The sequence below is a fragment of the Rhizobium sp. CG5 genome (genome assembly GCF_023701945.1).
In the GTDB taxonomy this organism is placed as follows: Bacteria; Pseudomonadota; Alphaproteobacteria; order Rhizobiales; family Rhizobiaceae; genus Allorhizobium.
On sequence record NZ_JABAEF010000012.1, the window covers coordinates 72,608 to 98,397 of the forward strand.

The window sequence follows — 25,790 nt, forward strand, 5'->3', positions numbered from 1 at the left end:
CATGCTCCTATTCGTCATCGAAGATGTCGTTGCTGATGCGGCGGACGACGGAGGTTTCCTTCGTGCCGTCTGGTGTAGTAGGGGTGCTGGGCTTGGCGGGCAGGGCGGCGGAACCGAGAACAGGTCGGCCGCCCGTCTCAGCTTCCTGGCGGATTTCCTTCACGCTCCTCGTCTTGGCGTAGACGATCGGTTCGATCCTGAGCGCGGCGAACAGCTCGTCGGATGGATGCCATTCACCTGTGGGGCGGGGCTCGCCCTTTTCCGCACGGTCAACGACATCGAAGACGTGGTCCATTTTCTTCTCGAAGCGGAGATAGTCCTCGTCAGTCAAGACCGGGCTGACGAGACCTGCTTCAAGCCGGGCCATGTCCGACTGCTTCTTGAGCCACGCAAACGTGTCGCGCATGGTCTGCCGGGAGACTTTCGCGTTTTCGGCGTTGAAGAGCTTGAGGCGCTCGGACGCCGCCAGCCACTGCCAGATGCTGACCCCTTCCAGCTCGCGATGGACGCAGGGAACCTCGATCCAGCCTTCCTGAGTCAGGATCGAAATCGCACCCAGGTCGTGATTGTTCACGCGGCCGACGAGTGGGATCTTGGAGTTCTTCCGCCTAATCTGCTGGAGCTCCTTGCTCTGGTAGTAGAGCCCCGCTACCCGATAGCCCTTCTTCGAGGCCTTGCGCGTCACGTAGGTGCCGAACAGGTGCGTGCGCAGAGCTCCGGTCGGACCCGGCTGGACACCATGATCACGCGCGAGTTCGAACCACGTGTCGAGGGGAGTGGCGCCGTTCAGCTCGGAATGCGGCGCATTGTGATAGCCGTCGACGCACCAGCGGACCATGCACTCCGCAACCTGGTCCGCGATCGTGTTCGCATGCGCCTCGGCGTCATAGTCGCCTTTCTCGGCGATCGATCCCCATGTGCGGCCGTCGAAGTAGTTGAACATCTGGTGGCTGAAGGTCTGGAACCAGCGTTCGATGAAACCGCGCCACGAGGCATCGCCGGCTCGTGGCAGGAAGATCTCGATCCCGGCATCATTGAGCACGACCCGATACGGTCGGTGAGCGAAGTAGACCGCGCTATCCACTGCCACGAATTCGTGCGTACCGCCCTGCGGCCACGGCGACTGGCATCCGAGACGTTGCGCGATTTCCGTCTTGTTGCGTGTGGACATTTCCAGCGCAGTCATTGCCGATTTCAACGACGGGGGCTCTGCACTGACGTGTAGGGCGACGGTGCTCCGGCTCGCCACGCAGATCATCGCCGTGATCGTGAGACGGATCCGCTTGATCTTCTTGCGCTCTGCCTTCGACAACTTCTTCCAGATTCCGATCTTTACGAGAAGGGTCTGAAGGTCGGTCTCATGGTCGTCGCATTCGATCCGCTCGAGCGGGCGGATCACATCGATTCCGCCAGATTCCGGCTGCCATTCACGACGGGCGGCTTCCTTCCCGTCGCGACCGAGATTGCGCCACATTTCCGGCTGAGCGTTGAAGCGGTTGCGGAGCGTCTCCGGGCACGGGATCCGGAGCTGGTCGTCCGGCCCCCGGTGCTTGTTTTCAGCCTCCATCTTCCGTTCCATCTCACGATGGATCGCCGCAAGATCCGGCTTCGTGGTCGAGCAGGCCTCGTGGATTGCCGCGCTGAGATGCACGAACTCGTCCGCCGTGAAATATTCGGGGCGATCGCGTCCGTAGTCATTCTTGAGGCAGATGGGGTCGAAGTCGTTCAGCTCCATCTCGAAGATCCAGCCTTTCACGGTCGAAGGCCGGGGCTCGAAGAGCGCAATGTTGGCCTTCGTGCGATACGTCAGGGCTTTAGAACCCGTTACACGGCTCTGAATTTCACGCCACTCGCGGGCGATCACCGGAATGATGCGAAGAAGAGGTTCCCGCGACTTGCTGACCACTGGAGGCTTGGGCAGGCCGTGGATACGGGCGAGCCGCCGCTGCTCCCTGTAGTCCGCCTGCATTTCGAGAAACTTCCGAACAAAGAACTCCTTACGCAAGACATCGTCCTGGTCGGCAGGGGACAGGGTCGACAGGCTGCTGGAGCCGGAGAGACGCGCTTTGGCCTTGCTCTTGCCGTAGTATTCGAACTCCACCGTCATTGGATTGCCAGTGCGGTTCAGGCGTACATTGAGGTCCGGCTGCGTGAAGCTTACGGTAGCGTTGGTCTCGTCCATGCGACGCAGGACTGCTCCGTTTCGGTCGCAGTAAAGCACGCAGTATTCGATGCCGAGATCCTTCACCCGAGCGTGCGCGGGAAGCCGGATGTAGGGAAGCGATACGGGATCGTGCTGGAGTGCGAGGATCTGTCTGAGGTCGGGCTGCATATTGTCCTCTCAATTCACGTGGTTGAAGCGGACGAAAGGGGCGTCGATGAGCTTGAGGTCCGGGCGGACCGGCACGAGGATCTCGTCGTGGATCAGGCACCAGACCGCGTTGTGGCCGTAGGCTGGGATCTCCCACCCCGCGAGGAGATCTCGGATGTGGACGGTGCCGCTGAAGCGCGATGCGTATTCGCGAAGGCGGTCGTTGTCGGCCGCAACGGAATGCTTGAGCGCACGCAGGATGCTCATTGCATTCCAGCAGCGCGCGTCGGTGGCTTCCCGCTCGGTGATGATGGTGGCTCCGTCGGCGAAGCCGTGGGGCAGGTTCCGGTCCACGGTGCCGATGGTGTATTCCAGACCGTCCTTCTCCAGGAGGTAGGTCGGGCGCACTCCCACGACGATCAGCCTTCCATTTGCCAACGTTGCGCGGTAGTCGAATGTGTGGTGGGACGTGCCGTCCTCCTGCTGAACCGGAACTGCGGATGGTTGGTCTTCGACGAGCACGATGTGCTTGGAGGCGCACATCATGTATGCGAGGTTCCGCTCGTAGGTGCTCGAGTACGTGATTGCCTTGCGCGTTTTGCCGTTGACCATGGTGCCGCGGCTGTGGCCCTTGGTACGGGCAGGATACCACCTGGAAGGGGTGGCCTCTTCGGTCGGCCGCCATACCCAGGGAATGCTGGTTAGGCCGGAATAATCCTCTTCGTCGTGCGGATCGGATTCGAACGGCACGTAACGGCCGGAGAGGGGTTCGCTTGCTTTCAGGAAGACGGTTTCGGTGGGCAGGGGAAGGAGGGTACGGTCGAAGCCGGATTCCAGTTCCTTCATGTATCGGATGACTTGGCGAATGCGTGTCATTTCGAATTCCTTTGGGACGCAACTCTCCATTCTCTGCGGGCAGTCGCCCGCGGGGCTGAAGGGTCTGTTGTTGGGATGGGCATGGCTCCGCCGCTCCGCGCGGTGGGCCGCACGGCGAGGCCAGTTTTGCGATGTGTGGGAAAATATGCTGCTGCCTGGGTCAGGCGACCTGGCGCGGCAGGGTCAGTTTATGGGGTGCTGCTGCCGAAGTTCGGCGAGTCTCTCTGACACCTCCGGCTCCCTCATGCCCTCTGCCCACATCATTTTGCGTAGGATCCCGAAAGGGCCTTTTTCCATCATCAAGGGTTCTCGAAGCAGATGCTTCGAGATTTCGGCGTCGTCGCGGAACGAGCGCGCCAGCTTCGAGAAAACTTCGATCGATGGGACCGGCAGGCTGATACCCAGCCGCCGCAGGGTGGGACCGGCCTCCTGGTCGATCATGGAGATCATCGCGTCGTGCGCCATTTCATCATCGATTTCCGGAAACTGGGCCTGCTGGATAATGACCTTCAGCGTGATCGCGAAGGTCGGTGCGAGCATGGGGTCGCCTTGCAGGACACTGCCTGACCACCGAAGGACGGAGGGATGGAAGTCTGCAAGGGTCGCGTAGTAGGCTGTCATTTCTTCATGAAACATGTTGGATACCTTGTTAACGGGGTGGGTTGGCGATCATGGAGGTCAACTGGCAGTTCTGCCCGGCGGCGCCACTTCCGTCGCCACAGTCTTCGTGCGAAGCAGGCCGAGAAATGCCTCGTACGAGGGAAATCGCAGTGGCGGAGCATCGAGCTGCTCGAGCTTGCTGCTCATGTCGGTCAGCAGAGAAGCCATGAATTCCCACGCCTCGCGTTGGCGAGAGGGAAAATCCATTGCGATGCCGAGTGCTTCCTGGATGGTCGCTTGCTCGAGTTCGTCGTATTGGAACTCCCGGCGGAAATCGGCGGTTCTCGATCCCTCGGTGAGGATGTCGAGGGCGTTTTGCATGAGATCGCAGGTTCTACGATTGTCCATTTCAATCTCCCTATTCATGAAACGTTTGTGTGTGCGGCCGGATTCGGTTACAGAATCCAGCATTAGCGGTTGAGCCGGTCCTCGGTGTGAGACGAAGTGTTGGGGGCGCATTGGTGCCGCGAACAGCGGGCACGGTTCTTCGATGGCAGGCTTCACTGTCTGAATCCTCCTGGTTGTCGTGATGCAGGACGCACGATGCCGTCCCGACGGTGGACGTCGGGATCATGGTCTCAGATGTTTGGGAAGCAGGGTTGCTCGCCAGGCAGCCGCTGGGCTTACGCCCTAGGCATGGCCTGGGTCAGGTGCTAGCAGCATATATTACGCATGTGTGGTTCCTTTCGATCATCAGCACAAACTGAGCTTCCGGGGCATGGAGCCTCGGGTCGGAACAAGTACATACTCGGATTTTTTTCGTCCGTATGGAGGGAAAATGAAGGTCGGTTCACTTTTTTTTGGATGACCCGGATACTTCAGTCGGTCCAGGCGCCCGCGCAATGGCGCGCACCGTCCGCTAGACGACGATCCTCGACCGAAGGGCTATTCGCCCGGCTATGGCTGCGAAATGGTAGGTCATTGTGCTACTCGCCAGCTTCAATGAAGAATATTCAGGACGAAAAATCGCCTGACGTCAACGGTGCTTGCTATAGAAAATTCCAGATCGACCTTGGGTGTGGTCGGTAATATTCTTTCTCTCTTTCCCATTTCGCGCGTGTCAACTTTATGTGCGAATCCTTCGTTGCGAATATTGTCGATGATCTTCATATACTTATCCGGTTGATACTCTCTCCGCGATCTCAGCGAAGATAGCTCGATGACTCCGGTTGAATTTCTCGTCCCGACACGGCCTTCATCGAGACGGGCCGAGACACTGTCGGTATCCGTTGTCGATTGCATCACCACCTCGCAGCTTTCTGGTGAGCAAGACGGCTCACAAGGGAGGCTGACGATGCGGGAAAACGTGAAGGGCGTGGTAGCGAAGATCGAGCAGGCGCTCGGTCCGGCGTACAGGAGCCTTGGATTGACCATGGTGACCGAGGAGAATGCAGGAGAACTGGCAGTTCGTTTCCAGGCCGGCCCCAGGGTCTTCTCGCCTATGTCACTCTGGTTCGGCGTGGACGTAGACCGCGATGTCACTCTTCAGGATGCGACGGTTGCCGTGAATTGCTACGATCTTATCGAGGTTGGCGACAACGGGTGGATCCACTGGTGGTACGTGCAGGATACGAGCCATCGCGTAGAAGGCACCGACGAGGAGATACTCGCGGGCATGAAAGAGGAGATGATGACGTATACCGTCATCGACGTCGACTATTCCCGGCCCAGGATCATCCAATCCACCGCTTTCGCGCTTGCGTGGGAAGAGGCGGTTCGTGGTACCACTCAAGTCAACGAGGTCGAGGAAGTGATCGTCGAACGTGACAGCGTCCGGGAGACGGAGAGCTTCGTTTTCGAGGATGTGCTGGGCCGAGAGTTTCGAGTCTCCTATCCTTTTGATGAAGAGCTTCCGGCGCTCATCACCATCGATGGCAGGAAGGTGCTGGAGATCCGCCAGCACGAAAATGCGGAAATGGAACAGGTATTAGACGTGCTCTTTGACCCGAGGAATCTGCCAAGGCACAGCCGTTAGACGAGGGGACTGCCCTCTGCTTCCTAGAGTGTCTAAGGTTTATGCGTCGTCCCATGTCCGATCGCCGGGATATGGTTCGCCTTCCGGCCAGCCGTCACCCGGCATGGCGACGCCTCGCTTGAACCTCGTCTTCCAGGTCTCGGATGGCACACCATCATCCGGCTCGTACCGCCCCGCATTCAGATTGATCTTCGGCGGTGTTGCACCGATCGAGCCGCGTGGAAGAGGCGAAGTCATCAAGCTCCTCCGATCAAAGGTGACCCCGGTAAGTGCCGTGTAAATCGACTGCGCGATCGATCGTGCTAGTCGTGGAGGGAATGCGTTGGCGATCTGCCGGATTTGCTGGCTGCGATCTCCGGAGAATACCCACTCGTCCGGAAAGTTCTGGAGGCGTTGGAGCATCCGGATCGTGAGACTTGGAAGATAGTCGATGCCTGTGATATCGGCAGGGGTCGGCGGGCCGCCGGCTAGCTTTCTGACATCGAAGCCGGCTGCCGCCCAGGCCTTGGCCGTTTTGTCTTGAGCGCCGTTGGCGATCCCGGCAATGGTCGGCGTGCATCGTTCACCGTATTCCGTGATCCAGTGGTCTGCCCACTCGTCGAAACGCTTCTGTTCAGCGGAGTAACCAGCGCCGGTTTTTCCATCGCGAGTGCGCGCCTCCGGAGGTGTTCGATGCACCATCAACAGGTCCTCCAGCACATTGACGGTGCTCGCGTCAGCGGTTCGGGGCATGTTGAAACGATGCAACAGACCGTCTGCAAAGCCGACAATGATAATGCGTGTCCGAGCTTGCCCGATGCCGAAGTCCTTGCCCTTTAGTTTTTGGATCGTGACTTCGTAGCCGAGATCGCGGAACGCGGCGAGTGCCTGGGCCCGGTGGTCTGAATGCCTGTCGAACATGAAACCCGGAACGTTCTCGAAGAAGAAAGCCTTGGGTTGCGCCTCTCGTACGACTCGAACGGCTTCGTTCAGCAGGTCGCGGTCGTCCATCTTTCCCAGTCCGTCACCGCCCTGGGAATAAGACAAGCAGGGAATTCCTCCGGCCACCAGGTCGACACCACGATAGCGGACGAAGGATTCATTTCTGACGTCCTTCCTGATAACCTTCCAACGGTACCAGTTCCGTCGAAGCGTGGCTGCCGCGTCCTCGTCGTTCTCGTAGAGTGCGACAGGGTCGAATCCTGCGGCATGGAGGCCAATGGATTGCCCGCCGGCACCAGCGCAGATCTCCACGCAGTTCAGACGGAACGGAGGTCGGGCAACCGGATCCTTCCAGGGGCTTCCGATCTGCTTCGTGTCGGGAGACAGGAACACCAGCCCCTCCCAGATGTCGAATCCGATGGTTTGGGATTCGTCTGTCTGGAAATCGAAGCCCATCGGTTCTCCGAAACGTCCGGTCGCAAAGGATTTCAGCGACAGGTGCGCCTTGGCAAGGCCGGGGCCGAGTTCATCGCCCCGGGCGAGGGCGGACTGCCATTCGTGTCCTGGAAGGTGCTGGCACCCATAGACCCATTCGAATTCATCGAGTGCGGCGGCAGCCTCGGATCGAATCCTTGCATGGCTGGCCTTGTAGTCGGCACTTTCTATGTCGACAACGTACTCGTAGGCTCCCCAGCCTTCGGGTACCAGCAGGTGCTCCTCGAAGAATTCGTGGATCATGTCGAGCAACTCGTCCACGCGCCGTTCCAGGGTCCTTGCGGTCAACCTCGCGGTTTGAGCTGCCCTGTCTTCGAGCGCGGACAGCCGATCATCCCTGCGGTTCTCGTCGTATGACCGGGACATGCGGCGGAGATCGGTCTTGAGAGCGTCGACATCATCGGTATCCAGCCGCAGCCCGGCATCAATGCGGGTGAAGGCTTCGATGCGGGTGGCTTCGTCCGCTTGCGCGATCGCCATCAGCGCGGAGGGCGGCAGGTATACCTTGGCGATGGTTTTCTCCCGCCCGCGGAAAATTTCCCCGAAGCGCAGCAGCGTATTGGCCTCGGCCCGGTCTATGGCGCACTCCGTGCTCAGGAATTCTCGCAAGTCGATTTCCGGGGCGGTGTGTTCGAGTTCCTCGATGAGTTTGCCAAGCTTGAAGAATCGTCCCCCGATTTCGGCATGCACCTTCAAGATTTCCCGTTTCGCCTTACCCATGGCCTTCGCCCGGGCATCATCGAGCACCGGCTTGTCTTTTACTTTCCGCGCCATCGCAGGCTCTCCGTTTTTGGTAGTCGTACCGTGGCGGAGTTGCTGTCCCGGAAAGGGATTGATTAAAACTCTAGCTATCCTATTCGGAGATAGCCGGTCACGTCAGCGGGAGGGTGTCCGGCGCCTTCAGGAGCTTGGGCAGATCCTATGTGCTCAAGCGGCTCTGGCGCTGATGGCAATCACTACCCGATTTCGGAAAACCCCACGTGGGCGTTGTAGCGGCGTCCTTCAGGCACGCTGCAAAATGGGTTAGTATGTAGGCCAAAGCTCGTAACATCCCCGCGACGGCGGACTGTCGAAATCGGAGTTGGCATGCCAGACCATGGGAAGAAGGATGAGGGCGAAGCCGGCGACGCTGGCTCGATCGGGGAAATGGCGGACGACAATGAAACGTTTGGCGATGCACTGTCAAAGGTGGGATTCGAGTGGGCCAAGGTCGGCCGCAAGATCGTATCCCAGGGGAAACGCAGGGAAAGTCTGAAGAGGTGGGGTTCCAAGGAGCCGGACAAGTAGAACTTCGGTGCGCTATTGTGGGTCGCTTCCCGGGACGACCGAACCGTAGGCGCTGGGGCTGGTGAGCTTGGGCAGAGCCTTTTCGTGCGGGTCGGGCTCGGTTGGATCGAAATAGGGTAGCGGCACCTCGAAACCGGGATCCACGAACCATCGTGCCTTCATGGGATGATACACGCCAGGCAGACGGAAATGCTCGTTGATCTCGAGAAAATCGTTGACGTTCGCTGTGAGGATCGGCATTCGGTGGACGATGGCGACGGCCGATATCATCAAATCGTGTCCGAGCCTGTTGCTCTTCTGGCCGTGCTGAACGGTCCACATGTGCCGGAGGCTGGGAACAGATGTCATCCCGGCGTAGATCGTTGCCACCTCTGTGGTCATTTCCGGAAACGGAAACGCGATGGAGATGAGTTCATCGACCCAGTTGGTGATAAGAAGCGCTCTATGGGGATCGTCCTTCACCCGGAGGTGGGCTCCGCGCTGCAGTTCTGCTATGACCGGATAGCAGAGCGCAAGACGATGTGTGCCGACTCGCAAAAGCCAGGGGCGCAGTCCCGGCGGCGATTTCACACGGCCCATAAGGCTGACGATATCCGTATCCATTAGAAGAATAGGGTCTGTCCGCACTGTAAAAACCTGTCGTCAGGGATCTTTATGTTGATTAACTTCGAAGTGGGATTCAATTCGATCATTATACTGCTTAGGCTGGCATGAAGTCGTCCGAGGGAGGCCCAGATGACGCATAACTCCGATTGGCAGAGACACGAGGCCGAGGCCCGCATCCAGGAGGTTCTGGACGCGGCTAAAGCACGCGGCACTCAGAGAGTGGTCGACACCGACGGCAGATTTGACGTGACGTTCGTACCTGGGAAACGGACACTGGAAGAGTTGTTCTCCCGTCCCGGTCCCCTTCCGGACGATGACGATATCAATCTCTAATCAAGTTTTCTGCAACTACGGTGCGGAACCGTAACCGGCGATGGCAAAACCAACAAGATGGGGGGGGCGATTTTCGATTACTTCGGCCTACCGCACTGGTTGAAATGATTGAATCGTTGGCGCCGACGGTGACGGAAATTCGCAAAAGCACCGTACAAGCTTCTCGTTTGCAGGAGCAGCGCCATTACCGTCCCGTATCCTCACTTCCCTTACCGGAGGTGGGAGGGCTTTGCGCGGCTCAATCCGCCACAGCGAGCTGATGTCAGGGTGGCTCAGATGCGGCGCTCTGCGATTAGTCTCGTCAAGGAACAACGACCTGGATCGCGAAAATGGCGATGGGTAACGGTCGCTGCTTCGAGGCTTGAACCGATCAGTTCCGCTGCGGCGCATCAAGGAAAGAAACTGAACTATGGCAAAGGCCTCAGATCAATCTGGGGGCAGTGAAGATAACGCAATCGATTGGAGATCTTTGGCATTGATGCTCCCCAGCGGGGTCAGCCGGTTGAAAGGAGTTATTCTATCCTTGTGCTAAAGGTATTTAGAGCAATTCCAGCAAAATTGGGATCCGGTTTCCCGTTCGGAATTGCGTTAAAACAAAGAGATAGAGCACTGCAGGCGCTTCTGTTTTCGCCGGAATTTCTCAAGTTGGCCCCGTTGCAGGCGATTCCGTCGAGCGAGGAAGCCGGAGTTCTCCATGTCAGGGGTTGCTTCAGGCTGCATCCCATAATCGTGCCGGCGAGGCAGGATCGATCGGGATCCTTTTCGGACGATGCCGCGATGGATGGTCAATCCGCCGCGATGCGCGACCAGACATGAAAGCGAGATGGTTGCTACCGTCGGGATGTTGTATCCCGGCTTCGCGTGCCTCAGGAAATTGCAGGCCCACAATTGACGTCCGTGAGTTTGTTCTCTATATGGTCCAGACATGAGAAAACTCCGAACCCTCACCCTCCGAATACGATGACGGATCACGGGACCGATCCCGTGGAGCCACAAGTTCCGTATTCTTGGAGTGATGGTCATGAAGACTGGATTCGCGCATGCCGCAGGCGATGATGCTTGCGATTTCCGCAATATTTACAAGCCCTACCCGCCATACCTGACTTTGAAATGCATCGGAGATCCGCTGTTCCGCAGCCAGCGTGTCCGAGATTACGCGTGCCTGCTCGACCTTGACCCGGACGTCATCTCCTGGAGATGCACGCCGGAAGCGATCGTCAACCAGAGCGGGGCCGCCCGGCCACGATGGTGGCATGTCGACCTGGCCGTCGAAACGTCGTCCGAGGCGCGCTTAGTCGAGATCTGGCAGACAAGTACCGGAGGACCCTCCTGGCTTCCAAGGGTCGCCGAACAGATGGGCTACCGGCTCCAGCCCGTTTCGATGCTCGAGCTCGATCAGATTCGTCTCCAAAACTCCAAGGACCTTATGCGGTACGTCGGTTCCGAGGTGCCTCTCGGGGATCGCGTGCGAATCTTTGCCGCACTGGATGAGATGGGCACGCTGACCCTGACCGAATGCCTTTCCGCAATTCGCGAGAGCAAATCCATGCACACCATCGCTTCGATGGTCCTTTCTGGACTTCTCGAAGTAGATCTTGATGCCGCGCTCATCGGTCCGGACACCGTGGTCCGCCGCGCCGCGAAGTAGGGAGGCGGCCATGTCCAGGACACCAGTCCAGCGTCCCGCGACGCTGGAAACCCTCACCTATGCCTACGCCATCCGTGTCGCCCTGCGGCGCTGCGGTATCTATGTGAAGGTCTCGGAATCCGATCGGGGAGCGGCGATCGTGTTTCCACAGGACGCCAACTTCGAGGCCTATGAGGTCGCGCTCGGACAGGAGCTCAAGAAGTCGGGGCTTGCAGGCCAGTTCTCGATCGCACGGGTCGTGCTCGGCAAGCGTGGTGAAACCTATTCGGCCGAGGCGGCGCTGGAGGTATCGAGGGGTGGCTCGGTCATTGTCCTCGTGGAACACGGCGCAACGATTCCTCTCGAGATTCTCGTCGCCGTCGATCGTGTCGTCGAAGTCGGGCCGATCAGGCCAAGGCATTTGATCTCGGCCATCAAGGAGGCCTGGGGGACGATCGTCACGCCGGAGGCGGCTTGCGTCCTCTGCTCGCATCCGTCAAAGCTCCTCTTCGCCGCACTCCGGCGCGGCAGATCGATCGACGTCGTCCTCCGCAAGCTTTCGGTGTCGGAACCTCCTGCCGCTGACAGGTGGGAGCCGAGGGTTGAAGATCTCGAGGGCTATGGTCAGGCAAAGACGTGGGCGCTCGACCTTGTCCAGGATCTCGGCGCATGGCGGGAAGGGCGGCTTCGTTGGCGGGACGTGGATGCTGGGCTGCTGCTGTCCGGGCCGCCAGGGACGGGCAAGACCCTGTTCGCGAGCGCGATCGCCCGGTCATGTGGCGCGACCTTCATGCCGACGTCCAGCGGCCGATGGCAGTCGAAGGGCCACCTCGGTGATATGCTCGGAGCCATGAGAAAATCATTCCGGGATGCTGCGGAACAGGCCCCGACAATCCTATTCATTGACGAATTCGACTCCATCGGAGACCGTAGGACATTCCGCGGCGACAACGCGAACTACTCCCTGCAGGTGGTCAACGCCCTGCTGGAGCTTCTCGATGGCTCGGGAAGTCGGGAAGGCGTTGTCGTGATCGCCGCCAGCAACTATCCGGACAATATCGATCCCGCGCTCCGACGGCCCGGGCGACTGGATCGCCATGTGGCGATCGAACTGCCCGACAGGGCCGCCCGCCAGCAGATGCTGGGCCTGCATCTGGATAATGCCATTCCACAGAACCATCTCAAGGATATCGCCGCCGCAACCGCCGGATACTCGGGAGCCCACATCGAACAGCTTGCCCGCGATGCTCGAAGGCTCGCTCGCCGGGCGGGTCGGGAAGTCGACACTGGTGATCTGCTCGGCCTCGTTCCACCCTCGATGCCAGTCCAAGGAGAACAACTCCGGGCCGCATGCGTGCACGAGGCGGGACATGCCGTCGTCGGTCTCGAGTTGATGATCGGCGAGATCGTCATGATCGTCGTAGCCCGCGAGATCGGGCATCACGAGGGAAGTGTTGGGCACGTGCAATGGCAGCGGGCGAGGGGAGGCAACCGCTCTCGCCAATCCTATCTCAATGAACTCGCGATGCTGTTGGCCGGGATGGCGGCCGAGCAGGTGATCCTGGGAGAGGTTTTCGATGGATCGGGTGGGGTGCCGGGTTCCGATCTTCAGCGGGCCGTCGACATCGGAACACTCATGCTCGCCAACCTAGGTCTGGGCAGTCTGCAGTTCTTCGACGTTTCCACATCCGAGGAACTCGATGAACTGCGCCGTTCTGATCCTACGCTCCGACGCCGGGTTGAGCGACTTCTCAAGGGGCAGCTCGCGCGGGCAGTGGAGATCATCCGGAGCCGCCGCGCAGATACGGAGGCGCTTATCGCGATACTGAGCGAGCGAGAGGTAATGTCCGGACACGATGTCGCTCGACTGCTTGGACGCGCTCCCCGGTAATCAGTCTGCGGCTTGAGATGATGCACGGAAAACGGCACCTTCCGGTGCCGTTATGCCCCCAGCTCCATGGGTCGGGGAGCAAAGCTCTACGTGTTCCCACGTTCCGCGCGTGGGTGGGGACTGAGATAAAGTTCAGTGGCGCTGGCTACCTCACGCTCATCACTAGCGATCCGTTGCCTTTGTACTAGATGCCTTGTCTTCCGCAAACGCTGATGATCTCGGGACACGTGGTCGATCGTGGAGGGCACGCGGCCCTGAAGGCTACAAGCTCGTGCCGCCGTAGCCGTCTTCGTCCAACTTCGACAAGCAGTACCGATCCATTTAGTGGTTCGATCGATCCAGCAATTGGTACAGTATGTTGCTGCTGGATTTCATGCTATCCGCATTTCAGCCGCTGGAATACGTCAGCGATCTCCCCGCGTAGTCTGATGAACGGTACGAGGCGATGCACTTGCGCTTATCGTCGCATGTCTTTGACATACCGACGGTATTTGCGTGTAAAGTTCCTTCCAAGTCAACAAAACTGTCGCCGCATACGCGTTGTGTTGCTACTGTTGCTTCAATGTATGGGGGAATCATGGGGCAGACAGCAATCGACCTTTATTCCGGCTGCGGCGGTATGTCGGCAGGCGCGTGCGCGGCGATACCGGATCTCGAAGTTAAATGGGCATTGGACATCGACACCGATGCGACCCGTACCTTCCGAAACAGCCATCCCGAAGCTCTGGTCGACTGCTGCGACGTCTCGCTTGTCTCCGCCGCCGACGTCATCGAGCGGGCAGGGATCGACAAGATCGACTGGCTCTTCGCGGGGCCGACCTGCCAGGCGGTCAGCACGATGGGCGTGTTCCACCTCGATGATCCGCGCAACGCGCTGTTCGTCCACTTCATAAGACTACTGGACGGCTTCGCCGCCGTCGGCCGCAAGCCGCGCCGCGTCGTCATGGAGAACGTTCCCGGTGTAGTCTACGGAAAGAATCTCGTGATCGTGAAGGAGCTGTTCAAGCTCTTCGAGGAGAGGGGCTACAACGTGTTCGCCGATGTCGTGAACATGGCTGACTACGGACTGCCCCAGCTCCGCAACCGCTTCATCCTCGTCGCCACCCTTGACGCCCTTCCGGCGAACTTCCCGCTGCCGACGCATGCATCGGACGCATCCGGGACGCTGCCGGAATATGTGAACGTCCATGAGGCCATCTCCGACCTGACTGACTGCGACACGGATCGGTCTGCGGTCGCGTCGCTGGAGGCAGCCACCACGCTGACACCGTTTCAGAGGTTCGTGCGCGATGGCGCCGGAAAGGCGCCAAACCATCACGCCAACAATCTTTCCGAGATCAACAGGAAGCGGGTCTCGAAGGTTCCTCAGGGCGGCTGCTGGAAGGACATTCCTCCTGAGCTGCTTCCCGACCGCTTCCGCCGGGTCCGCCTCACCGACTACGCCACTCTCTATGGACGGCTCCACGAGGCGGCTCCCGCCTATACGATCTCCGCCGGCTTCGCCAACGTGACTTCAGGATGCTTCACCCATCCGACGCATGATCGCGCGCTGACGGTCAGGGAAGGCGCCCGGCTTCAGGGGTTCAGGGATTCGTTCGAGTTCCTCGGTTCCCGGCACGCGCAATACCGTCAGGTGGGCAATGCGGTGCCGCCGTTCTTCATGATGCAGCTTGTGCGCCATCTCCTTGACGGCGCGCGAGACGGTGTACCCGCCAGAATGACATCCGAAGTGATCGCAAGCGGCCGCAAGCTTCCCCCGATGGTCAAGCGCTACATGAACAAGAAGAACGACTCCGAGCGTTCCGGAGACGGATACGGCAGCGGCACGTACTGGCCGGCCGGATGGGGCGAGCCGATCCCGGCCGACGCGGTGGCCGCTAACGGATACCGTCTGAGCAACGCGACACCACGCTACCGCCGACGCGACGAGTGGCGCGCTTCCCGTGATAAGTTCACCGACCAGGATCTCGTTGCAGTATACGAGGAGCAGCAGCGCCGCGGCATCGACCCCGAAGGCATGATCGTGCTGCCGCTGACACGGGAAGGGGATGTCGACGCGATCGACCGGGCCATCGTCCAGCTCCTAGCCATACTGGGCTCCCGAGCAGGAATCATGAAACTTGACGTTCCCGTGCGCTATCTTCGTGCGCGCCTGAAGCTGCTGCATGACCAGCTCTCCGAACGACTGGTCTCGAACCTGCCCCCGCTTGCCATTCAGGAGGACGGCGCGGCTGTCCTGCTCGGAAGCGACAAGGGGACTCTCCTTCTCGCCCGGCTGACCTTCGAGGAGACGGACTTGTCGGAGCGCGCGTCGCTGAAGGCTCCGCATCTTGTCCTTCATCCCGAGCCGCCGCGACGGAAGATCAAAGCCGCAGCCGACCGCCATAGCTGCCGATAGAGTAGGGGCGGGTTTCATATCAGGGATGTCTTAGGGAGGGGGAAGACATATTGAGAAACTTCGAGGCGGAATGCATCGAAAGATATTTTCTGGCTCCTGGCAGCACTGGGCCTATAGCCAGCGTCTATGTCGCCGACGAGGACCTTCTCGATATCTTCGGCGTTGCAGATCTGGAAGAGGCCCGGAAGCGCCTCATCCGAAGCCTTCCGCACACTGATATCCTCAAGCAACGCTTTGCTGGAGATGTGGCGCCGCGAAAGGGGAATGCGCCGGACTATGTAAGGATCCTCGTATTCCTCTGCTGGATGCAGACGACCAAGACAAGACAGCCCGGGGACCGGGATTTCCGCGACGACCTCCTTGCGAAGCAGCTTAACGAGTACTTCACCGGGTTCCCGATGAACGGCCTCGATCTGATGTGGGAGCACCTGAAGGATTTTCTCTGGCAGGAACACCGGATTGAACTTGTGCTGCCTGAGAACATTCCCACTCACATTCGCCGGATCGGCCGCACGCTGCAGATGGCCTTTCCGACCTGGCGCCACAAAGTGGAACTGCGAAAAGCAAGGGACATTATTCCTCCGGATAAACTTCTCGACCCCCTTACAGTCGCCAACAAGATCCAGACGTCGAAGATGCGCGGGGAGACGATGCAGTCGTTCGTGTACAACTTCGGAAAGTTCGATGACGCGTGGAAACGTGGCATGCGGGAATACATGGAAACGCCGTTCTGGCAGGCCTGGTATTCCATCGTGGCGGAACAGGCCGCACTTGAAGACATAGAGATTGCAGAAGGCGAATTCGGGGATCACGAGCTCTTCCGGGTCTCGCCACTTGGCGACCGGGTGGCGATCTCGACCCCCGAGGAGGCGCTCAAGTTCATTCCCAAGCCTCTGGGAAAGCTCATTCGGAGCGGGATCGTCTTCCTCGAGAATCTCGGCTTCGGCAGATACCGGGCAGCAACATCGCCGTCCAACATCCTCCTGATGAAGCGCGCGAGGCTCGCCGAATGCGCTTCCGAAGCGATCCGCTCCGCTGCCGGGTTGAACGCCGCATGGGTCGTGGCCCACTTCAGAAACCGCGTCGATGGCGGGGCCCAGACAGAAGGCATCCCGAGGGAATTCGGCTGGCGCGATGGCATCAGGGTTGGCGGAGCCTACCTTGGCCGCTCGCCGCTCGCGCCAATGATCGAAGGCCCGTTGCCGGCGGCCATCCGCGTCGAGAAGAACGGCAAGCCGATTGACATGGTTCGGCACGAGAAAGGCCTGTCGTTTCCGGATGGCATCCATTCTGGAAGGTTCATCGCCCGCAGTCTCCGGGAAAACCGCGAGATTCTGCTTGTCCCGCGCGCCAACGAGGTAGGCGACGGCCGTCGCCTCGCCTTCGATTTCTCAAGGGAGATTTCGGAGGACGAGTTCCACCACGACACCGCGCCGTCCACCGCCATAAGCGTCGAAGAATGGAGCGGTACGCGCACTCCTCCCTGCGACGAACTGGTGACGATCGCGGAAGCGCTCTACGAGAGAACTGCGCGGGGGCTATCCTTCTCCGAAGCCGTCGAAATCATTCTGAGAGGCCTGCCCGCGGACGACCGCCCTTCCGAATGGGACATTCTTCGCTCGTTCGCCGACGCTGGCTGGCTGGAGCTGACCCTGCTGCGCCATTTTCCTGCGCGCAGGATACTGCAGCAGCCGCTGTCGGGTGAGTGCGTCGGCCCCGATCTCGTCAGGATCAGCGGCCCCACTCCCATTGCGGTGATTGAACGCCTCCATGCGGCTGCAGGAGCGGCCGGGGCCACCGTCGAGGCATGGAATGGCCTGTCGCGGTGGTCGCTGCCCCGCTACGTCGTCAGATCGCCCAGCGAGCGTGTGCGGCAGGAATTCATCAGAAGGATGGCCATCGCTGAAAAGCCCATCCCGACCCAGGCTGTCTCCGACGTGGGCGATCCCGACGGTGTCCACGGCTATCAGGTGATTGGCAGGCTGGACCAGGAACGCGGCTTCTTCGCCGTACGCTACGACGACAAAATTCCCGACGGTCTCTACAGGCTCGAAAGGAAGGAATCCCACAATCCCTTCCTTTACCGCTCGGTCGTCTCTGGAAAGCCGACGCAGAACTACGTCTCACCGTCGGTGGCTATCCTTGCGCATCATCAGCGCGGTCGCGGCGCGCTGTTTCTGCATTACGACGGGATCCTGCAGGCCATGCGCGCCCGCGTTCTCCTTCCTTCGAGCTGGGCGCGATGGATTTCCGACAGGGTCCTCTGTAACGCGGCCCCCGGATTTTCCGAAGGAGCGTGGCGATACCAGTACGCCATCGGCGCTTCGTCGCTCGCCTCCATCACCCGCCTCGTCCCCGTCGAGGAGCACGCTGAAAAAGGCGGCTCGGAATGGATCGACAGATTTCTCGCATCGGCCGCCAACCGCGGCCGGGCGATCTATGACAGCAAGGCCCGGACGATACGCATCGCCCGAAGCATGTCCTGAAAGAGATGGAAGCATGTCAGTATCAAGCAAGACGGTTTACAGGGTAAGGCAGCTTGTCGGGCACGATGTCGCGATCATATCTGAAGTGAAGGATGGAGACGCTAACAGCGGCAAGGTCAAGGAGACCCGCGACAGCAGGATGGCGCTGTGGGGAACGGATTCCTTCTGGCTGGTCACTGGCGAGAAAAAGGAGCCGAAGATCCTTCTTCAGAAGGAAGATGCCATCAGCCCGGCATTCTCGATCGGTGTTTCACCGATGGCCGCCAGAATTCAGGCAAGCTCAATCTTCAAGGTTCCGAAGCTCGTCAACGAAAACGTTGTCCCCGGCAAATTCGACGCTGTCTCCTTTTCATCCGCGACAAAGCTTATCGTCGGCTACAGCCCTCCGGACGGCAGCAACGACGAGACGCTTACAGCGCTTTCCCAAGGCACGCTGCATATCCCGCTCGAAACCGCGGTTTCCGCAATCGAGGTGCGGCCCGGCCAGTGGCTGACATCGGGTTTCGATGCACTGCCATCGGGTAGATACGGTCTGAAGCGGGCGACGCTGCGATCTGTCGCGACGGTGGCGCTCGAAAATAGCCCCGAAATGATCAGGCTGGGCCATGGCCTCGTGGTTTTCGCCTCCAATCCCAAGTGGTCCGAGCCGAAATGCACGGATCTGCGCTCCGAGGAGGAGATCTTTCAGTCGGTTGAGCGATGGCTCTCCCGGACGACAGCGGCCCTCACCCTTCCGGCAGGCCCCATGGCTCCCACGGAACTCCTCCGCCTGCTGGCCGACAAGGCCGTCAGCGAGGAGGAGAAGGCCGATCTGGCCGCTGTGGCAGGACATCTGTCGATGCGCACCGAGCTTGCCGACATCCTGCCCAAAATCCTCGGGCGTGATGCTGCGTTCAAGGACATGATCGCAAGGTTCGGGGAAGCGGAGAAGATACGGCTGCGAGCGGAACTGGAAGACCAGCTCCGCAGGGAGACGGAGGCCGACAGCGCCCGCCTGGCAGCGCTTCGGGAAGAAGTCGCCACCGCGGAAGCAAAACTCGCAATGTTCTCTCACCGAGAGGCCCTTCTCAGGACCGAGACTGAGAAGCACGAGGAGACCCTGCGCGACCGAATCGCGAGCGCCGCCGAAGGGATCAAGAGCGAATCCTCGCGAGATGCGGCCATGATCCGGGAAGAGGTCGCTCGCTTGCGCGACGATATGGCCCAGATCGCAGCCGCCGCTCCAGCGGCACCGATGCCAGTCGCGGCGCCCCAGGCGGAGGAAGCGGCTCCGACACCCCCTCGGCCGCCATTCGCTTCGGACGAGCAGAGGCAGAAGACCGTCCGCGAGCTGTCCGTCGCCACTGGCCTGACGCACCCCGAGGTCGCAGCCGTCATCGCACTGGGAATGGACGTGGTTCCTGTTCTGGTCGGACCCGACGCGGCTGCCGCTGTGGTCGACATCGCCACGGCCATAGCCGGGGAGGATGCTGCGATCGTCTTCTGCGATCCCACCAGGCTCTCCCTTGCTGATATCCTCAACGACGAGAATTCGGGCTTCAAGGCCGCCATCGACATGGCGAGGGCACGCCCCGAAATGCTGGCCGCCGCTGCACTGTGCGGCATCACCAACGGCCCGTGCGAATACTGGCTCCCCCAGATTATCGAGATGAGAAGGGTCGGCCGCCTTCCGCGCAACCTTACGCTGTTTGCAAGCGCTGGCACGGACGGGATGCGCATTTCGATCCCTGACACCGCGCTCCGACACCTGTTCCCCGTCGCGGCGGGGAAGTTGGCGCGCCCCGGCTCCGCAAAGTTCGAAGGGCTCTGGCCATCGGCCGGCTCAGATCCTGAACGGTTCCAGGAAGCGGTGGATATCCTCATCGACGGAGGACTTGAGGGCGTTGTCATGCAGAACGCCGCAAGGGCACTCGCGCGCACCCCGGCATGGATGAAGGTCGGGGACCTGAAGGATGTCTTCCTCCGGCAGGCGAAGTGGCTTTCGGCCACCGCCGCGGGCGACGAGCACGAACACAACAAATACTTCAAGAATATAGAGGGCTGAACATGTTTGATCCGATTGGCGGCTTCAACAGGATGATCGATCAGTTCCTCGCGTACCTGGACACGGCGTACCGGATCGATGATCCGCGCGTGTCGGCGCTTAGGAGGAAACTGCTGTCCACGCCGGGTGAGCTTTCCCTCGATCCGATCTTCGAAGCCGTGGCGCGCTACAAGCCAGTCAAGTATGGGCTCGAGGGGCTGATCGATGATCCCGAAGGACGGCTCCCGCATTTCTCGCGGAGCGAACGCCAGGCTTTCGTCGAACTTGCGCTCTCCGGCCTCTTCGACCGCGACAAGTCCAGCGGCGAATACAAGGGCGCCTACGCCCCCTATCTGCATCAGGTGCAGATGCTGGAAAAGGGTGCGCGGGACGGAACGCCCGGCATCGTCACCTCGGGCACGGGTTCCGGCAAGACGGAATCCTTCATGCTGCCGATCCTCGCCCAGCTCGCACGGGAGGCTACGTCATGGCCCGCCCCCCTGCAGCCGCTCGATGACTTGTGGCTCGAAAAGGGTCGCGAATTCCAGCCGCACCGCAGGAACGAGCATCCGGACAGGTCCAAGGCGGTCAGGGCGCTCATCCTCTATCCACTCAACGCGCTCGTTGAAGACCAGATGGTCCGCCTGCGCAAGGCGCTTGATTCCGACGAGGCGCAGGATGTCATGGCGCGTCATTTCAACGGCAACCGCGTCTTCTTCGGGCGATACACGGGCAAGTCTCCGGTCACGGGCTTCCTGAGCCACCCGCGCAAGAGCAAGGACAAGACGTGGAAGGCGCGCAACACCCGAGCGCGCCGGGAGCTGAAGCAGCAACTGCAGCGCTACCAGTCGATCCAGCAGCGTCTGGCGGGCGATGCAGATCCTGACCTGCGGTACATCTTCCCCGCGACGGACGGCGGCGAACTGATATCGCGCTGGGACATGCAGGCTACCCCGCCGGACATCCTCGTCACCAACCAGTCGATCCTCAACGCAATGCTCGTCCGCGAAGTCGATGACCCGATCCTCACGCAGACCCGCGAATGGCTGACCGGGAACGACGATGCACGCTTCTTCCTCGTGCTCGACGAGCTTCACCTGATCCGCGGTTCGGCCGGTGCCGAAATGGCGGGCCTTCTCAAGGTGCTTCTCGAGCGGCTCGGGCTGGCCGATCCGGCGAACGCCCACAAGCTCCGCATCCTGTCCTCGTCCGCGTCGCTTCCGATGGACGACGAAAACGCCGCGGCCAGCATCGACTACCTCAAGAACATGTTTGGCGACGCGGGGACGGCGGGAGCCACAGATCTCGATGAAGCCTGGAAGCAGAGCGTTGTCCAAGGCGAGACCATCGAGGTCACGCGGCCCGACAGCATGCCGTCACGCGACAGTCTGGCCGAACTCGCACGCGCGCTGGAGAACCTCGACTATCGCCGGAAACCCGGCGATCTTCTCGACCGCTTCCTCGCCGCGGCGGCGAGCATTCCGGGTTCTGCCGGAAAGACCCCTGCGGCGATGATGGAGGCGGCCACGGTGACGGCGGCCGCGATGCTCGACTACGCGCTGCAGGATCAGGACAAGCATGGATCCAAGCGGCCGCGCACGGTCGAGGATATCGGCAAGGTTCTGTTCGGAGCCGACGACAGAGAGGCCGTTCGTGGCCTGCTTGCCCTGAGGGCGATCCCGGATCTTCCCGGCCCCGACCATCCGATCCCCGTGCTGCCCGCCGAACTCGCGCCGCGACGGTCGATCGTCGCCTCGCTGCCGGGCTTCAGGATGCACTGCTTCGTCCGCAACATCGAAGGCCTGTTCGCCTCCATCCACAGGGAGGATGACGGTGCCGTCGTCTGGGGAACCCCCAGCATCGAGCGAGGCCAGAACTACGACGGAGAGAGCGATACGGAAGGCCGCAAGCGGCTGTTCGAGATGCTCTACTGCGAAGCGTGCGGGGATCTCTATCTCGGCGGTAAGCGCGGGGAGACCGATCCCGGCTCGTCGCGCCGCGTGTCGTTGCTTCCTGCCCCGCAGGAACTGGAGAAGCTTCCGGAGAGCGCCTCGTCGATCCGCTTCGAGGACGCCAGCTACCGTGAATTCGCCCTCTTCTGGCCGAGCCAGGGGCAGGCCGAAGTCGAGATCCGCACGGGCAGGACACCGTATCGATGGACGTTCGGCTACCTCAATCCCCGAACAGGTGTCGTTAGCGACAAGGAAGAGACGGGCGACGTTCCTGGCCATCTGCTTCGCTGGACCGGAACCGACGGGTTCCAAAGCCGCACGATGGAAGACGACGGCACCGCGGTTCCGTTCTGCTGCGCCAAGTGCGGCACGGACTATTCAGGACGCTATCGACAGGCAAACTCGAAGAGGCGCGAGGGCCGCCTGTCGCCGATCAGAAGCTTCAGGACTGGTTTCGGCAAGACCTCACAGCTCCTCGCCACCGAACTGGTCGCATCCCTGAAGGCACAGGGCGGCGACGGCAAGCTGGTCGCCTTCTCCGACAGCCGCGAAGATGCGGCGAACCTCGCCCTCGAGGTCGAGGTGCAGCACCAGCGCGACCTACGCCGCGAGATCCTCATATCGGCCGCGACGCGCATCGCCGCCGAGCACACTTACACCGCGAATGACGAGGCCGAGTACCAACGCCTGAAGCGCGAAGTCGCCGACCTGATGATGGATGACAAGGACACCGATCATCTCCAGCCTCGGCTCAAGGCCCTTCAGAAGCGCAAGGCCGGGGCGGGGCAGCCTCCGAGCGTCCCGCTCAAGGACCTCTTCGAATTCGAGCGCGACAAGGCGGGCAACGCTACGCGGCCTATCCTGACCGAGCTGATGAAGCTCGGCTCGACACCCGTCGAGGGAGCCGACACGATCCACACACGCATCCGCAACCGTAACTGGTACGAATTTTTCGAGATGGACGGCAACGGCCAGATATCGTGGAAGCACGATGTCACCGAAGAGCAGCTCAAGCTGATCCGCAAGGCGCGCGAGAAGGTTCAGGACGAGCAGCCGCCGGATGCCGCCGACCTGCTATTCAGCAAGACGTACTTCGCGCTGGAGGAGACGGGTCTCGGATGGCCGAGCTTCTACGGCCCAGAGGAATACACACCCGATAAGTCGCGCGACGACGCGATGCTGCGCATCTTCGCCGATGCCTATCGGATCACGCCCAACCAGTTCCAGGAGGAGACGCGTACCGCCTGGAAGAACGCCTTCGACATGCTCGGCAGGGGCGACAACAGGCTGAGGCGCCTGATGTCGAAGATCCTTCAGCATCCGGAACAGGAATGTGACGCCTTCCTCGACAAGCTCAGGACCACCCTGCGCCAGACTCGCGGCGACGGGTCGATCGACATCAGCATGCTCTTCTTCCGCGCCGCCGACCCGTCCGCAGCCGCCTGGCGCTGCGGCCGCTGCGGACGCGTCCATCTCCACACCGGGTTCGGGCGCTGCACCCGCTGCGGGGAGCCGCTGACCCGGCCCGAGGATCTGACGGCTGCGAAGATATCCGGAGAGAACTTCCTCGGACGCAGGGTGATGCGCGCGATATCGAGCGGGGAGCCGCATTTCAGGCTCAAGTGCGAGGAGCTGACGGGCCAGACGAGCGATCCGGCCGGGCGGCTCCAGCAGTTTAAGGGAGTGTTCGTTAAGGAGGACGACGAGACCGACGAAGACTTCCGCTGGCGCAGACTCTTCGACACGTCCGACCTGCTTTCCGTCACGACGACTATGGAAGTGGGTGTCGACATCGGCTCCCTGCAGGCGGTCTATCAGGGAAACATGCCGCCCCAGCGCTTTAACTATCAGCAGCGCGTGGGCCGTGCTGGCCGTCGTGGACAGGCGTTCTCGACCGTTCTTACCGTCTGCCGCAGCAAGAGCCACGACATCCACTACTTCCACAACCCGATCGAGATCACCGGATCGGCTCCGCCGCCGCCGTTCATCACGACCGGACTGACGGATATCCCGTGCCGTCTGCTGCGCAAGTTCTGGCTGGTCGAGGCCTTCCGCATTCTCCGCGAGGAAAGCGGTGGGACATGGGCGGGAGACGACCTCGTTCCCGGCGACATCCACGGCGAGTTCCTCTACTGCAGGGAATACTTCCGGCAGGACATGAACTGGCGGGATCGGCTGTCCGACGCGCTGGAGCGCACGGACCATCGGCGTGTCCGGCTGGCGACGATCCTCGCCGCCGTCTCGGACTGCGATTTGGAGAAGATCCTGGCGGCGGTCTCGGCGGACACCGTTCTCGCAGCCATCGACAGTCTCGAGGATGAGTTTGGCCTGCAGGCGATCGGCATAGCGGCGGCACTCGCGGAACGCGGTCTTGTTCCGCTTTATGGCATGCCCACGAGGTCGCGCAATCTCTACGTCGAGCTGAAGAAGACCAAGGGAAGCTTCGAGGCCGAATGGGACACCATCGACCGCGACCAGGACATGGCGATCTTCGACTTCGCCCCCGGCAGTGTCCGCACGCGCGAGAAGCTGCGCCACCGCTGCATCGGGTTCACGGGCGTGATTCCCGACCCCGACGAGTTCGCCACCGATTTCGGTGCTCCCATGAGGCCGTTCTCGAACTGGTGGAAGGACGACTTCCATCTCCGCTTCTGCGGGCAGTGCGGCGCGTGGAGCAGGGGCACCGAACAAACCGTCGCCTGCCATGCGTGCGATGCGCCTCTGGCCGACACCGGGATCCGTTGCATCACGCCTGCTGCTTATCGGACGGAGCTTCGCCCGACTGACGAGAACCTCGCATCGAAGGTCGGCCAGCGCATGACCCTCGCCAGCCTCGGTAAGCCGGACAGGCAGACGACGGACGAGAACCTCAGCGTCAACTTCGCGGAGCAGTCGGAGATCTTCCTCGTCAACCCCGGCTTCAGGGACGACACGGACTTCACTGGCTTCGAAGTCCAGGAGGCTATCGACAATGACGCGCAGCGCATATGGTGGTGGAAGGACAAGCCGCTTATGAAGCTTGCGGAACAGGCCATCGCCACCGATGCCCTCGCAGACGACCCGAACGGCCGCTACCGGGCGGTGGAGGAACCCATCAGCGCATGGCTCGCCTCTACCAAGGTCACCAACTCGCTGCAGATCGGCCCCGTCAAGCTCAATCCGAACCTGCGACTGCTCGACATGGACATCGGCCTCTCCATGGGCCGTCGGGATCCGGCCCGCACGAGCGTGCGCGCCGCGGCGATATCGGCGACGGAGATCCTCGTCCAGCGCGCCGCGCTCGATCTCGACATCGCGCCGGAGGAGTTCGACGCGCTCGCGCCGAACATCATGGTCTCTCCGACCGGGGAGCGCCTGCCATACCTGCAGATATCGGATGCGCTTCCAAACGGCTCAGGCTTCTGCCGGCATCTTCTGGGCGACAGTACCATCCCGGTCTCCGCTCTGATCGGCAGCATCCTCGACGGGGAGGGCGCATGGCCGAGAACTGACGTGGCCGATGCCGAACACATGAAGCGGTGCGGAGCCTCCTGCTACAGGTGCCTGCAGAGGTACAACAACAGGAACTTCCACGGTCTGCTCGACTGGCGGCTCGGGCTCTCCTACCTGCGGGCGATGGTCGACCCCTGCTACGAGTGCGGGATCGACGGGAACTACGGCCACTTCGAACTCAGTGACTGGCCTGCGACCGCCAAGGAGCTTGCTCTCCAGACGAAGACATTCATTCCCGGCAACACGATCTCGAGCGTGAAGGGGAGGCCGGACATTCCGACCTTTTCCCTCGATGAACGCAACAGTCGCTGGGGCGTGGTTGTCCATCCCTTATGGGACGCGGAGCGTCTATTAGATTCCTTGGGTCTGGATCAGCGTTACGTCGCGATCGACAGTTTCGAATTGTCGCGACGCCCCCTTCATGTGCTGCAACGCGCTCGCTTGTCCTCGAGATGAG

Annotated in this window: 16 protein-coding genes; 9 read left to right on the forward strand and 7 right to left on the reverse strand. The window is 61.0% G+C overall.

The features are described 5' to 3' along the window. Positions 1-7: 7 nt before the first annotated feature. The 5 genes from HGO38_RS19420 to HGO38_RS19440 all read right to left on the reverse strand — a co-directional run bounded on the left by HGO38_RS19420 (position 8) and on the right by HGO38_RS19440 (position 4,957). The gene (locus HGO38_RS19420) at positions 8-2,332 is read right to left on the reverse strand and encodes a TnsB C-terminal domain-containing protein (RefSeq protein ID WP_250957550.1); all 2,325 of its coding nucleotides are present in this window, start codon (positions 2,330-2,332) and stop codon (positions 8-10) included. 9 nt (positions 2,333-2,341) lie between these two features. Further along, positions 2,342-3,187: a hypothetical protein gene (locus HGO38_RS19425; RefSeq protein WP_250957551.1), complete on the reverse strand. Its 846-nt coding sequence runs from the start codon at positions 3,185-3,187 to the stop codon at positions 2,342-2,344. A 183-nt stretch (positions 3,188-3,370) separates the two neighbouring features. Further along, the gene (locus HGO38_RS19430) at positions 3,371-3,823 is read right to left on the reverse strand and encodes a hypothetical protein (RefSeq protein WP_250957552.1); all 453 of its coding nucleotides are present in this window, start codon (positions 3,821-3,823) and stop codon (positions 3,371-3,373) included. 42 nt (positions 3,824-3,865) lie between these two features. After that, on the reverse strand, positions 3,866-4,195 hold the full coding sequence (locus tag HGO38_RS19435) for a hypothetical protein (RefSeq protein ID WP_250957553.1): 330 nt from the start codon (positions 4,193-4,195) through the stop codon (positions 3,866-3,868). Between the two features lie 591 nt (positions 4,196-4,786). Next, positions 4,787-4,957 (reverse strand): hypothetical protein, encoded by a 171-nt coding sequence (locus HGO38_RS19440; protein WP_250957554.1) that lies wholly within the window; start codon positions 4,955-4,957, stop codon positions 4,787-4,789. Positions 4,958-5,006: 49 nt separating this feature from the next. On the opposite strand from HGO38_RS19440, the gene HGO38_RS19445 reads away from it, so the two are divergent. Next, a complete protein-coding gene (locus tag HGO38_RS19445; protein ID WP_250957555.1) occupies positions 5,007-5,822 on the forward strand; it encodes a hypothetical protein in 816 nt (271 codons plus the stop codon). A gap of 39 nt (positions 5,823-5,861) precedes the next feature. Here HGO38_RS19445 and HGO38_RS19450 read toward each other — a convergent pair whose 3' ends face one another. Next, positions 5,862-8,012: a DNA cytosine methyltransferase gene (locus HGO38_RS19450; RefSeq protein WP_250957556.1), complete on the reverse strand. Its 2,151-nt coding sequence runs from the start codon at positions 8,010-8,012 to the stop codon at positions 5,862-5,864. A 312-nt stretch (positions 8,013-8,324) separates the two neighbouring features. On the opposite strand from HGO38_RS19450, the gene HGO38_RS19455 reads away from it, so the two are divergent. Beyond that, positions 8,325-8,525 carry a hypothetical protein gene (locus tag HGO38_RS19455; protein WP_250957557.1) on the forward strand — a complete coding sequence of 67 codons (201 nt, stop codon included), beginning with the start codon at positions 8,325-8,327 and terminating at the stop codon, positions 8,523-8,525. 12 nt (positions 8,526-8,537) lie between these two features. Here HGO38_RS19455 and HGO38_RS19460 read toward each other — a convergent pair whose 3' ends face one another. Then, on the reverse strand, positions 8,538-9,128 hold the full coding sequence (locus tag HGO38_RS19460) for a type II toxin-antitoxin system VapC family toxin (protein WP_250957558.1): 591 nt from the start codon (positions 9,126-9,128) through the stop codon (positions 8,538-8,540). 132 nt (positions 9,129-9,260) lie between these two features. Here HGO38_RS19460 and HGO38_RS19465 point away from each other — a divergent pair, with 132 nt between their 5' ends. The 7 genes from HGO38_RS19465 (at position 9,261) to HGO38_RS19495 (ending at position 25,789) form a co-directional block, all read left to right on the forward strand. Continuing rightward, positions 9,261-9,464, forward strand: coding sequence for a hypothetical protein (locus tag HGO38_RS19465; RefSeq protein ID WP_250957559.1), 204 nt, complete (start codon positions 9,261-9,263; stop codon positions 9,462-9,464). 1,021 nt (positions 9,465-10,485) lie between these two features. Next, complete coding sequence (locus HGO38_RS19470) at positions 10,486-11,112, forward strand: hypothetical protein (protein WP_250957560.1); 627 nt, start codon at positions 10,486-10,488, stop codon at positions 11,110-11,112. Between the two features lie 10 nt (positions 11,113-11,122). Beyond that, positions 11,123-12,982, forward strand: coding sequence for an AAA family ATPase (locus HGO38_RS19475; RefSeq protein WP_250957561.1), 1,860 nt, complete (start codon positions 11,123-11,125; stop codon positions 12,980-12,982). Positions 12,983-13,559: 577 nt separating this feature from the next. Next, positions 13,560-15,380, forward strand: a complete 1,821-nt coding sequence (locus HGO38_RS19480; protein ID WP_250957562.1) for a DNA cytosine methyltransferase — start codon at positions 13,560-13,562, stop codon at positions 15,378-15,380. Positions 15,381-15,430: 50 nt separating this feature from the next. Next, positions 15,431-17,866 carry a hypothetical protein gene (locus HGO38_RS19485; RefSeq protein WP_250957563.1) on the forward strand — a complete coding sequence of 812 codons (2,436 nt, stop codon included), beginning with the start codon at positions 15,431-15,433 and terminating at the stop codon, positions 17,864-17,866. 13 nt (positions 17,867-17,879) lie between these two features. Further along, on the forward strand, positions 17,880-19,910 hold the full coding sequence (locus tag HGO38_RS19490) for an apolipoprotein A1/A4/E family protein (RefSeq protein ID WP_250957564.1): 2,031 nt from the start codon (positions 17,880-17,882) through the stop codon (positions 19,908-19,910). A gap of 2 nt (positions 19,911-19,912) precedes the next feature. Continuing rightward, on the forward strand, positions 19,913-25,789 hold the full coding sequence (locus HGO38_RS19495; RefSeq protein WP_250957565.1) for a DEAD/DEAH box helicase: 5,877 nt from the start codon (positions 19,913-19,915) through the stop codon (positions 25,787-25,789). Position 25,790 lies beyond the last annotated feature (1 nt).